Consider the following 12,041-nt stretch of genomic DNA (forward strand, 5'->3'; position numbering starts at 1 on the left):
CTACCTGCCAAGCTTGGGCAGTGGTTACACCCGCATCATAGCCCGAACAATGTGGCCATTTGGCGCACCTGGGCCTGCAGCGCCTGCGTGCCGTCGGCGTCGTTGGCAATCACGACGTCGGCCACAGCCCTGCGCGCGCTGCGGCTGGCCTGCGCCGCGATGATGGCCTGCACCACGTCCCGTGCCAGACCGCTGCGGCGCAGCACCCGCGCGATCTGCGTCTCGGCGCAGCAGTCCACCACCAGCACCGCGTCCAGGCGGCGGGCCCAGCGGCCCGATTCCGCGAGCAGGGGAATGTCGAACACGATCAATGCCGCGCCCTGGTCTGCGGCCTGCCGTGCCAGCAAATCGCTGTGCGACATGACCAGCGGGTGCACGATGCCCTCGAGCCGGGCACGCTCCTGCGGAAGGGAAAACACCAGGCGGCGCATGCGCGCGCGATCGAGTGCGCCGTTGGCGTCCACGTACTCGGCGCCAAAGGTGGCGCGGATGGCCTGCATGGCGGCGCCCTGCGGTCCGGTGACTTCCCGGGCAAGCTGGTCCGCGTCGATCAGCGCCGCGCCCAGCGCCGCGAGCATGCCCCCGACCGTGCTCTTGCCGCTGCCGATGCCGCCGGTCAAACCCAGGCGCAGGGGTCGCGGACGAAGCGCCATGGCCGCTCAAAGCCCCACGAACTGCAGCACCGCGTCCAGGATGGCCTGCGGTCCGAAAACCAGCGCAGTGAACCCGGCGCCCGCGAGAAACGGCCCGAAAGGAATATAGCCGCCCTCGCGCAGCGCGCTGAGCAGTTTCAGCACAATGCCAATGACCGCACCGATGACCGAAGACAGCAAAATGATCGGCACCAGCGCCTGCCAGCCGAACCAGGCACCCAGGGCGGCGAACAGCTTGAAGTCGCCGTACCCCATGCCTTCCTTGCCCGTGGCGCACTTGAAGCCCCAGTAGACGAGCCACAGCGACAAATACCCCGCCGCCGCGCCGACCACCGACGCGTACAACGGCACCGCGATCCACTGCATGGCAGACGCCAGCAGCCCGGCCCAGAGCAGGGGCAGGGTGATGTCGTCGGGCAGAAGGGTCGTGTCCCAGTCAATACACGTCAGGGCGATAAGCGCCGCGCAGAAGCCGCACCAGGCCACTCCTGCGGCCGAAATGCCCCAGCGCTGGAGGCAAAAGAAGAAAACCGCGCCGGTCACCGCTTCGACCAGCGGGTAGCGAATGCTGATGCGCGTCTTGCAGGCCGAGCACCGGCCGCGCAAAAACAGGTAGCTCAGTATCGGGACGTTCTCGTACCAGCGCACCGCGTGCCCACAGGAAGGGCAGCGCGAGCGCGGGGTCATCAGGTTGAAAACCTCCTGCGCAGCGGCGGGGGGGGCTTCCCCGTGATTCGGGGTGTCCCATGCCAACGCCGCGCGCTCCGCGGCCCATTGCCGTTCCATCATCTTTGGCAGACGGTAGATCACCACGTTCAAGAAACTGCCAAAAAGCAAACCGAGCACCCCCCCGAGGACCGGGCCCCACCAGGCATCCAGCGCCATCACACGATCTGACCCAGTTTGAAGATCGGCAGGTACATCGAGATGACGATGCCGCCGATGAGTCCACCGAGAAAAACGATGATGATGGGCTCCATCAGGCTCGACAGGCCCGCGACCATGTCGTCCACCTCGGCCTCGTAGAAGTCGGCCACCTTTCCGAGCATATGGTCGATGGAGCCGGATTCCTCGCCAATGGCGCACATCTGGAGCACCATGCTTGGAAAGAGGTTCGCGCTCCCCATGGCCGCGGTCAGGCTGGTTCCGGTGGAGACTGCCTGCTGGATTTTTTCGGTCGCGATGGAGTAGACGGAGTTACCTGCCGCCCCTCCCACGGAGTCCAGGGCTTCAACCAGGGGGACACCTGCGGCAAACATGGTCGACAGCGTCCGCGTCCAGCGCGCAATGCACGATTTGTCTATGAGCTTCCCGAAAATCGGGACGTGCAGCATGAAGCGATCCATGAATCTTTGAAACTCCTCACTGCGTCGCCATAGTTGCCTGAGAAAGAAAAATCCCCCGATCGGGGCACCCAAGACCAGAAACCACCATTTGACGAAAGCATCACTGATGCCCATCACAATCAGGGTCGGGGCCGGAAGGTCGGCGCCGAAAGAGGTGAAAACCTGTTTGAACGCAGGAATCACGAAAATCATGATGATCACCACCACCGCGAAGGCCACGATGACGACGGAAATGGGGTACATCAGCGCAGATTTGATTTTTGACTTCATCCCCTCGACTTTCTCCATGTATACGGCCAGTCGATCCAGCAAAGTTTCCAAAATACCCGCTGCTTCCCCTGCTTCAACCAGGTTGCAGTAGAGGGTGTCAAAATACAGGGGATATTTTCTGAAGGCATCGCTGAGCGCCGTACCGGTCTCGATGTCGGACCGGATGTCGTCGAGCAGCTTGGTTACGCTGGGGTTGGCGTTTCCTCTGCCCGTGATGTCGAAAGCCTGAAGCAGTGGAACCCCGGCCTTCATCATCGTCGCCAGCTGCCGGGTGAAGAGTGCGATGTCTTTTTTCTTGATCTTTTTGCCGGCGCGCATGGCGCGTTTTTTGATCTTCGCGGGAATGATTCCCTGGCGGCGCAGACTCGCCTGGATCTGATTTTCGCCAATGGCGCGCAACTCGCCCTTGACGATTTTCCCGTTGCGGTCCTTGCCCTCCCATTCGAAGACAAAATCCTTGATGTTTTTTTTGGAGGATACTGCGGTAGCCATTTTGCCCTCACCAGTCGATGTTATGCGTTAATTGGTGACCGCCAGGACTTCCTCGAGAGAAGTCAGGCCGAGTTTGACTTTGTGCAGCCCTGACTCCCGCAGTGAGCGCACGCCCTCGACGCGTGCCTGCGCTGCGATCTCCAAGGCACTTCCGTCCCGAAGAATGATGCGTTGGATGTCCTCCGATATGGGCATGACCTGATAAATTCCGACCCGGCCCTTGTAGCCATTGTTGCAGGCAGAACAACCGACGGGGCTATAAGTAACCCAGGATCCATCGACATCCTCCTCTGCATAGCCGGCACTCAGCAAGGCTTCGTAGGGGATGTCCGCAGGGGTCTTGCAGGCCGGGCACAATCTTCGCGCCAAGCGCTGCGCCGTGATCAAGATGACGCTGGACGCAATATTGAAGGGCGCAATTCCCATGTTGCGCATCCGGGTCAGGGTCGTTGGCGCGTCATTCGTATGCAGGGTGGAGAGTACCAAATGCCCGGTTTGTGCCGCCTTGATCGAGATGTCGGCAGTCTCCAAATCCCGGATTTCACCGACCATGATGATGTCGGGATCCTGGCGCAGAAAGGATTTCAGGGCGACGGCAAAGGTCAGACCGGCCTTGTCGTTGACGTTCACCTGGTTCACGCCGGGGAGGTTGATTTCAGCCGGGTCCTCTGCCGTGGCAATGTTCACGCCCGGCTTGTTCAGAAGATTCAGGCAGGTGTACAGGGACACGGTTTTCCCGGAACCGGTAGGGCCCGTCACCAAGATCATTCCGTAGGGGCGGCCAATGGCCTGCAGGAGTTTCCCCTTCTCTGCGGGATCATAGCCCAGCGCATCGATGCCGAGTTTGGCACTGCTCGGGTCCAGGATACGGATGACGATCTTCTCGCCAAACAGGGTGGGCAGGGTGCTGACCCGGAAGTCGATTACGCGGTTCGGGCCCACTTTCAGCTTCATGCGCCCGTCCTGCGGAATCCGTTTCTCCGATATGTCCAGGCGCGAAATGACCTTGATGCGCGACGCCAGCTTGTCCCGGATCGCCACGGGTGGCGAGGCGATCTCACGCAACTCGCCATCGATGCGGAAGCGCACGCGGTATTGGTGTTCATACGGCTCGAAATGCAAATCGGACGCGCGCATGTTGAAAGCGTCGAGGAGCATTTTGTGAAGAAACTTGACGATGGGCGCATCTTCGACCTCGGTGAGGCCCGTCTCCGCCTCGTCTGGCGCATCCTCGATCTTCAAATCGTCGAATTCGAAGTCACCGCCTGAACTGACGATATCCTCCATGGATTCGCTGGCCGATTTGCTGGTTTCTTCGACCAGGCGACACAGCTTGTCGTACTCTGCAACGATCCAGTCAACGCCCGTCTGGGTCGCAAAATTGATTTTTTCTGCGGCCTCCTGATCCGTCGGATCGGCGGTGGCAATAATCAGGCGATTATTGCGTTTGCGCAGGACGATGACACGGTACGCCTGGCAGATCTTTCTGTCGAGCAGGTCCTTGGGCAGGCGCAGTGGGTCGATCGCGTTCAGGTCGAGCAGGGGGGCGCCAAAAACGCTGGAAACCGTATGCGCCAAATCGGCGGAGGATACCGTTCCGGAGCCGGTTAATTCGGCAATAAAACTCGTGCGGCTGGTTTGTGATTTTTTGTAAATGTCTTCGGCCTGCTTTTGCGTCAGCTTGCCAACGGACATCAGGGCCCTGCCCAAGCCGGGAAGGGCCACTGCAGAGGCTTCTTTGGAGGGAGTATCAACAGCAGCCATGCAACCGATAATGTGTCAGGTGTGGAAGAGAAAGCGCCCACTATCATCACCGATCGGGCGCTGGCTGTACAGGGTCGATATTGGAAACTATTGGCAATTGCACCACAGAACGGGGGGGCAATGCGGGACGCGCGGCCGGCTTATGGTGTCGGGCTCGGACCGAAACAACGCCCGGCAAACGGCGCCCGGGTCGCATCCTCGATGCGCAGGCCCTCGTTCCATTTCGCCATGCGCTCGGAACGCGCAAAAGAGCCCACCTTGAGTTGGCCGGCGTTCCAGCCGACCGCCAGATGGACGATGCTGGTGTCCTCGGTCTCCCCGGAGCGCGCCGAGACGACGGTGCTCCAGCCCGCCGCCTGCGCGGCGTCCAGCGCGGCGCGGGTTTCCGTCACCGTACCGGCCTGGTTGGGCTTGATCAGGGCGCAGTTGCACGCCCCCAGGGCGGCTGCCTGGCGCACGCGCGGCGCGCTGGTCACCAGATAATCGTCGCCGATGATCTGCACCCGCTGGCCAAAGCGGCGGGTGCATTCGATCAGGCCGGCCTCGTCGTCCTCGGCCAATGGGTCTTCGATCGAGACGATGGGGTAGGCATCGATCCATTGGCCCAGCATGTCGATCATTTCGGTGGTGTCGAGCACGCGGTTTTCCAGGCCGAGCCGGTAGCGTCCGCCACTGCGCAATTCGCTGGCCGCGATGTCCAGCGAGATGGCCATCTGGGCATGCGCAAGGCCGGCCACCCCGATGGCGCGGGTGAGCATTTCCAGCGCTTGCTCGTTGGCGTCGAACAGCGGCCAATAACCGCCCTCGTCCGCCACCCCGGCCTGTTTGCCGGCGGCCTTCATCAGGCTGCCGGCGGCCAGATACACCTCGGCGCACCACTCCAGCGCCTGGTCAAAACTCTGCGCGCCCAGGGGCATCACCATGAAGTCCTGGATGTCCACGCGCCGCCCCGCATGCGCGCCGCCGCCGAAAATCTGGATCTCCGGCAGGGGCATGCGCAGCGCCCTGCCTTGCGCCGCGTATTCCCACAGCGGCTGCCGGTTCGACGCCGCGGCCGCGTGCATCGCGGCCAGGCTCACGGCGATGGTGGCGTTGCCGCCCAGGCGCGCCTTGGTCGGCGTGCCGTCGAGCGCGATGAGCCGGGCGTCGAGCACGGCCTGCTGCATCGCGTCCATGCCGATCATGGCCTGCGCGATCTCGCCGTTCAGATGCGCCAGCGCCGCGCTGACGTCGAAACCGCCGAGCTTCTGGCCGCCATCGCGCAGGTCCACCGCCTCGCGCGACCCGCGCGAGGCCCCGGCGGGCGCCAGACCGCGCCCCAGGCTGCCGTCCGCCAGGGTGACCGTCGCCTCCACCGTCGGGCGGCCCCGCGAATCCCAGATGCGGCGCCCGCGGACCTGCCGGATGATGCTCTTGCCCATGGTGTGCACTCCTTGTTCGTTCTGCTTGCGCATGTTGCCGCTTTTGCCAAAGGGGCCTCCATCACAAGCCGATTTCCTTGGCCCAGGCGGCGCGCACCTGCGCCAGCCGCTGCGGCGGCGCTTGCAGCAGCGGCACGGCGAGCGCGCGCACCTGCTGCTTTTGCGTGGCCTGCGTCACGTATTCCACCGGCGACTTGCCGTCCACCCGCGCCAGGAACAGGCCCGGCAGCAGGCGCGCGCTGCGCTCCTCGATGCACGTGCGCGGCTCCCAGTCCACGCCGTCCAGATAGGCTGCCGCGAGCGCGTCGAAACACGCCAGAAAGGCGGCCGCGTGCGCGGGGCGCCACAGGCACTTGAGCAGCATGTGGTTCAGGCAGAACGCCAGGTCGAAGGCCGGGTCACCGTACCAGGCGCATTCGGCGTCGAGAAACACCGGGCCCTGCGGGCCGCGCAGGATGTTTTTCGGGCTCACGTCGCCATGCACCAGCGCGCACCGGGTGGCGCCCGTGCGCTGCGCCAGCGCGCGCAATGGCGCCGCGCATTCGGGGTGCTTCTCGCTGGTGGCGAGCAAATAGGCTTCGAGGCGGATCGGGAAAAAAATCTGCTCGGTGGCAAAGCGTTGCGCCATGTCGGCGCGCCCTGCGGTCGCCGCATGGATGCACGCCAGCGCCTGCCCGACCGATGCCGCGAACGCGGCGTCTGCCTGTCCGTCGCGCAGCTGCGTCTTCCACAGCGGGTATTGCGCCGGCGGCAGGTACTCCATGGCGAACCAGCCTTCGTGCGCATGATCGGCAATGATTCTCGGCACCGCCCGCGGCAGCAACTGGCCCACGACCGCGAACCAGTCCGCCTCGCTGCGGTTGCGCTCCACCGGCGCGTGCCATTCGACCGTGACCTTGAGCCTGGGCAGCGCGCGCTTGACGCAAAAGCGCCGCTCCCCGCAGTGCACCAGAACGATGTCGGAAGACACCCCGCCGGTCAGCGGCTCGATCGACGGCGTCTCGTCCGCGGCAATCAGCCCCGCCCGGCGAAAAGCGGCGAGCCATTCCTGCTCGGCGCTCATCGCTGCGCCGCAGCCGCGAAGGGGGGACGCGGCTCAGAATTTCCCATACGCGAGATACGCATCGACAGGGTCCATTCCGCCGCGGATCGCGTCGCGCACCTTGTTCTCGGTGCATGCCACTTCCTCGGTCCGGGTGATCGCCTCCTGCGCCACTTCCTGGGGGATCACGACCACGCCGTCGCGGTCGCCGAGGACGTAGTCGCCGGTGCGGATGGTCACGGTGCCAATGGTCACGGGCTCGGCGTAGCGGTCCGGAATCCAGCGCGAGACGATGTCCAACGGGGTGAAGAAGGCATGGAACACCGGGAATTTCTGCTCCAGGATGAAGTCCGTATCGCGGCAGCCGCCATCGACGATGTAGCCCAGAACGCCCTTGTTTTTCAGCGTCTCGCTCGAGAGCTCGCCCATGAGCGCGACTTCGTGGTTATTCGGCTGGCAGACGACGACGTGCCCCGTGGGCGCCCTGGACAGCAGCCGGGTCCAGCCGAGCAGGGTGTCGTGGCGTGACTGCGTGCGATCGATGTGGCCGCTCACGGTCCACGCCGGGCCGGCGGTCTTGATCCCCGGGTCGAGCGGGCGGATTCCCGGGGGCAGCACGCAGTTGTCCATGCCCATCGCGCGCAATACGTCGTGGATCGCGCCGGTATAGCACGCGGATAAACGCTGGGTCAGGTTGGTCATGGCAGCAGGGGGATGTGTGTAGCGCCCATCGGGGCAAGGTCTGGATCGACGGGCTCAACTCTTGACGGCGCCCTCGGTGAGGCCGGACACCATATAGCGCTTGAAGACGTAGTAGATCGCCGCCGGCGGCAGCGCGTAGAGCAGGCCGGTGGTCATCAGCAGTTCCCAGGGGGAATCGTCCGCCGCGAGAAAGTTGCCCAGGGCCACGCCCAGGGTCACGCTGGTGTCCTTGGAGAGCAGCAGGAAAGCGTACAGGTACTCATTCCACGCGAGCAGCAGCGCGTAGGTTCCCACCGCCACCAGCGAGGGCATCATCAGCGGGAGATAGACCAGGCGCAGCAGCTGCAGCGGCGTGGCACCGTCCATGATCGCCGCCTCGTCGAGCTCGTAAGGCAGTTTGTCGGAAGCCTGCTTGAGCACCCAGATCGCGTAGGGCGAGGCGATCGTGACCATCGCCAGAATCAGCGACCACTGGCTGTTGAGCAGGCCATAGTTGCCCATGGTCTTGTACATCGGCACGGCGAGAAACGCGGCCGGGATGAAATAGGTGAACAGCGCCAAGTTCATGATGCTGCGCCCGCCCCGGACCTTCAGGCGGCTGATGGCGAACGCGGCACCGGTGGCGACGATCAGCGTGATGGCGCCCGCGGCCACGGCGATGAACAGCGAATTGCCCATCTGCAACCAGAAATGGTTCAGATAGTGATGCTGCTGGCGAAACACCACGCTGAAATTGTGCAGCGTCGGATGCTCCGGCCAAAGCCTGCCCGACAGGGCCGATTCCTTGGGCGAGATGGTGAACAGCACCAGGTGGTAGATCGGGATCAGGGTCCAAAACAGCACCGGGATGCCGATCAGCAAGAGCCGGGCCTCGGCGCCGACCTTGCGCCAACTCAGGCGCCTTGCAAGCATTGCGGTGGTGGCGCTCATTTGGACAATCGCTTCATCATGAAATACACCAGGGGCAGCATCAGCGGCAGGACGACGACGATGCAGGCCATGGCCATGTCCACCTCGTCCAGGCGCAGGTAGCGAATGCCCAGCGTGGCCACCACGTGCGTCAGGTCGGCGGGCGCGCCGCCGGTGAGCAGGTAGACGCTGTTGAAGTCGCCCAGGGTCCAGATCATCGAAAGAATGGTCGAAGTCAGGTACAGGGTCTGCATCGACGGCCAGGTGATGAAACGGAATTTTTGCCAGCGGCTCGCGCCGTCCATGGCCGCCGCCTCATAGAGTTCGCCGGGAATTGCCAGGCGCCCGGCAAGCAGGATCAGCGTCCAGAACGGCAGCGTCTTCCAGATATGCACGAGGATCGCCAGCGTGAGCGCCAGCGTGGGTTGGTTGAGCCAGTTCGGTCCGTCCTCGGCGGTGAGGCGGAAAATCAGTGAATTGATCAGCCCCCACTCCGGGTTGAGCATGAAGCGCAGCGAGAGGATGGTGGGAATCGAGGGCATCGCCCAGGGCAGGATGAACAGCAGCGACAGCCCCTTGATCCAGGCGCGCGCCTGCATGAAGAAGCCCGAGAGAAACAGCGCGACCGCCATCTTGGCATTGATGCCGAGCACCAGAAAGGCCAGGGTATTGACGAGCGAGCCGAAAAACACCGGGTCGTTGAACAGCTTCACATAGCTCGCCGGATGGCGCGCCAACCACAGGCCGTAGCACACCGGATAGAGCACGAAGACCAGGAACACCAGCAGATAAGGCGTGACCAGCACCAGGCCCCAGACCTGCCAGGAGTTCAGGGGCCGCCGGGTCGCCGGCCCGGGGACCGACTCAGGCAAGGCAATGGAGGACATGTCGGATATACGCCCCTCAGCCCGCCACGGCCTTGATGCGCGCGATCATTTCATCGACCGCCTTGTCCACCGGCAGCTTGTCGTTGACGATCCGGCTCATCGCCTTGGCCCAGACGTTCTCGTTGTTGAGCACCGTGAACCGGTAGTTCTTGGTGAATTCGAACGGGACCGTTCCGGCGGCGAACTGCTCGAACACCGACTTGCGGTGCCGGTCCTCCTGCCAGAACGCCCTGGCCTGCCCCTCCCGGGTCACCGGAAACCAGCGCCCGAGCGCGCCTTCCACGTAGGGCGTGAGGTTTTGTTCGAGCAGCATGAAGCCCACGAAATCCCGCGCCAGCGCCTTGTTTTTCGAAGCGTTGAAGATCACCCCCAGTTTCACCGCCGTGCGGTAGACCATCTTCGAGCCGTCCGGCTTGTCCGGAAAGCCCAGGGTGTAGATGTTTTCCTCGTAGTTCTTTCTCGCCACGCTGCGCTGCGCGTCCGTGAGCGCCGTGTTGTTCATGTCGTCGAGCCACTTGGCAGCGATCGAAATGGTCGCGTTATGCGTCATCAGGATGGTCTTGTTGTGGAACGAGACGTTGTTCTCCGGGTCCTTCCAGCTGGTCGCGGAAGGCGGGGTGCAAGCCTTCTGGTACGGCATGACGTAATCGCTCATCGCCTTGATCAGGCCGGCCCTGACCTTCGGATCGTCCACCAGCAGCTTGCCGTCGTCGTCGACCAGTTTGACGTTGTAGGCGTCCATGAAGGTGAGGAAGGAGTAGAACGCGTCGCTGGAATCGACGCCCATCGGCACGCCGATGGCAAAGACGCGCTCGCCAGTGGCCCGGCGGTACGCCGGCTGCACTTTCTCGCACCAGAAGCTCCAGTAGTCGTTCCACCGGGTGGGCAGGTCGCTGATCTTGTAGCCGGCCTTGGCGAGCATGTCGGACCAGACCTCAATGTGCATGGTCTGCTGCTTCAGCGGAAAGGCGTAGTAGGCGCGCTTCCTGGCCTTGTCGTTCTGGAGGTAGGCGGTCTCCAGGGTGTTCTTGGCAAAGCGCTCCTTGATCGGCGTGAGGATGTCGCTGATGTCTTCGAGCTTGCCCTCGAAAGCCCACTTGCCTGCGACCTGGAAGTCGTAGACGCTGGCGTAGGCCACGTCCGGCGGGCTGCCCGAATCGAGCGCGGAAACGGTCTTGGGGATCATGTCCTGGATCGGGTACTGCGAGAGTTCGACCTTGGCGCCAGTCTTCGCCTCGAACTTCCGGATCACGTCGTACAGCGCATCGTCTTCGGACTTGTAGAACCCCCGCTCCCACCAGACAGTGAGTTTTTGCTGTGCCTGCGCGGCACCTGCGCCGCACAGGAATGCCACACCCGCAAGCAGGGCCGCTGCGGCCTTCTGGAACTGCATTTGTCTCCCTCCACAGAACGTGCTTTGAAACACCCGGACGCCGATGCGTTCGGCCTGCCCGGCCAAGCGCGCGAAAACCATTTCAGCGATCCGAATGGTGGCTTGCGCTCCCGGGAAATGCAATAGCGCAATGCGGCGCGGGATTACGGATTAACCCGCGTTGCCGTGCGGCGCGGCGCACGCTCTGCGGCGGGCCTGCTCGCCGAACTGAGCGATCAAGGCGCCGTGCGGCAGTCGCCCGTGCAAGCCGATCGCCACCACCGCCGCCGCCCCGCCCGCAGGCGCTGCCGAGCGGCGCAGCGACGCATGCCGCCCGGCGAACTGAAGTTCCGACCACTCCGACTCGCCGGTGCGCAGCAAGGCCTTGAGCCGCAGCAGGCCGGCAGGCGGCGCAGCGGCCCACTGGCGCAAGGCAGCCGCATCGAAGAGGTGCGAGGGGCGTGCCGACCAGTTCTGGAAGATCGACCCGTGCGCGGGATCACCGTGATCCGGATGCGCGCAATCAGGGTCGCATGCATGCGCGCTCCCCAGCGTCTCGACGGGACCCGGCCCGGCCGTGAGCGCGGGGCCGCGCAGCAGCACGGGCGGAACCTGCGCCTGCACTGTTTCAAACTGCGGCGTGGCGGGTGCAAGGGCGGACACACGTGCGCGCACGCGCGCCAGTGCGCCGGCATCCACCGCGTCGACTTTGTTCAACACGATCAGGTCGGCGGATTTCAACTGGCGCAGCATCGTGTCGGCGAGCAGCGGATCGGCCAGATGGCCCAGCAGCGCTGCCGCGTCCACCAGCACGGTCACGCCACCCAGGCTCAGGCCGGGGTCGGCCAGGCCGATCTGCGCGATGCGCCACGGGTCTGATACACCGCTGGCCTCGACCACCACGGCATCGAAGGGCGCGTGAGACGCCAGCACATCGATGAACGCACGCGACAGGTCGTCGCCGATCTGGCAGCACACGCAGCCGTTGCTCAGCGCGATGGTGTCGCCGCTGCGGGATTCGATGAGATCGGTGTCGATGTTCAGCGCGCCGAAATCGTTCACGAGCACGGCGATGCGCTCGCCCCGCGCGGCGCGCAGCCAGTGGTTGAGCAGCGTCGTCTTGCCGGCGCCCAGGAAGCCGCCGATGACGGTGAGCGGGATGCGCCGCGAGCCAAGGGTCATG

Annotated in this window: 11 protein-coding genes; all 11 read right to left on the reverse strand. The window is 64.1% G+C overall.

The window, feature by feature from the left end; all coding sequences use genetic code 11:
- Window positions 1-35: 35 nt before the first annotated feature.
- The 11 genes from coaE to D5041_RS05390 all read right to left on the reverse strand — a co-directional run bounded on the left by coaE (window position 36) and on the right by D5041_RS05390 (window position 12,040).
- On the reverse strand, window positions 36-653 hold the full coding sequence (gene coaE / locus D5041_RS05340; protein ID WP_010103495.1) for a dephospho-CoA kinase: 618 nt from the start codon (window positions 651-653) through the stop codon (window positions 36-38).
- Window positions 654-659: 6 nt separating this feature from the next.
- Window positions 660-1,538, reverse strand: coding sequence for a prepilin peptidase (locus tag D5041_RS05345; protein ID WP_265258086.1), 879 nt, complete (start codon window positions 1,536-1,538; stop codon window positions 660-662).
- Window positions 1,538-2,761 (reverse strand): type II secretion system F family protein, encoded by a 1,224-nt coding sequence (locus tag D5041_RS05350; protein ID WP_265258085.1) that lies wholly within the window; start codon window positions 2,759-2,761, stop codon window positions 1,538-1,540. The genes D5041_RS05345 and D5041_RS05350 overlap by 1 nt, the downstream gene beginning before the upstream one ends.
- 27 nt (window positions 2,762-2,788) lie before the next feature.
- On the reverse strand, window positions 2,789-4,525 hold the full coding sequence (gene pilB, locus D5041_RS05355; RefSeq protein ID WP_010103501.1) for a type IV-A pilus assembly ATPase PilB: 1,737 nt from the start codon (window positions 4,523-4,525) through the stop codon (window positions 2,789-2,791).
- A 140-nt stretch (window positions 4,526-4,665) separates the two neighbouring features.
- Window positions 4,666-5,946, reverse strand: a complete 1,281-nt coding sequence (gene eno / locus D5041_RS05360; RefSeq protein WP_029554239.1) for a phosphopyruvate hydratase — start codon at window positions 5,944-5,946, stop codon at window positions 4,666-4,668.
- A 61-nt stretch (window positions 5,947-6,007) separates the two neighbouring features.
- Window positions 6,008-7,009, reverse strand: a complete 1,002-nt coding sequence (locus tag D5041_RS05365; RefSeq protein ID WP_265284037.1) for a phosphotransferase family protein — start codon at window positions 7,007-7,009, stop codon at window positions 6,008-6,010.
- A gap of 33 nt (window positions 7,010-7,042) precedes the next feature.
- The gene (locus D5041_RS05370) at window positions 7,043-7,690 is read right to left on the reverse strand and encodes an RraA family protein (protein WP_010103503.1); all 648 of its coding nucleotides are present in this window, start codon (window positions 7,688-7,690) and stop codon (window positions 7,043-7,045) included.
- 54 nt (window positions 7,691-7,744) lie between these two features.
- The gene (locus D5041_RS05375) at window positions 7,745-8,620 is read right to left on the reverse strand and encodes a carbohydrate ABC transporter permease (RefSeq protein WP_010103504.1); all 876 of its coding nucleotides are present in this window, start codon (window positions 8,618-8,620) and stop codon (window positions 7,745-7,747) included.
- Window positions 8,617-9,486 carry a carbohydrate ABC transporter permease gene (locus tag D5041_RS05380; RefSeq protein WP_265284038.1) on the reverse strand — a complete coding sequence of 290 codons (870 nt, stop codon included), beginning with the start codon at window positions 9,484-9,486 and terminating at the stop codon, window positions 8,617-8,619. Before D5041_RS05380 ends, D5041_RS05375 begins: the two co-directional genes overlap by 4 nt.
- Before the next feature lie 16 nt (window positions 9,487-9,502).
- Window positions 9,503-10,879 (reverse strand): ABC transporter substrate-binding protein, encoded by a 1,377-nt coding sequence (locus D5041_RS05385; protein ID WP_265284380.1) that lies wholly within the window; start codon window positions 10,877-10,879, stop codon window positions 9,503-9,505.
- Window positions 10,880-11,029: 150 nt separating this feature from the next.
- Window positions 11,030-12,040, reverse strand: coding sequence for a CobW family GTP-binding protein (locus D5041_RS05390; RefSeq protein ID WP_265258079.1), 1,011 nt, complete (start codon window positions 12,038-12,040; stop codon window positions 11,030-11,032).
- Window position 12,041: the final 1 nt, after the last annotated feature.

This window comes from Verminephrobacter aporrectodeae subsp. tuberculatae (genome assembly GCF_026127385.1).
GTDB classification, from domain to species: Bacteria; Pseudomonadota; Gammaproteobacteria; order Burkholderiales; family Burkholderiaceae_C; genus Acidovorax; species Acidovorax aporrectodeae.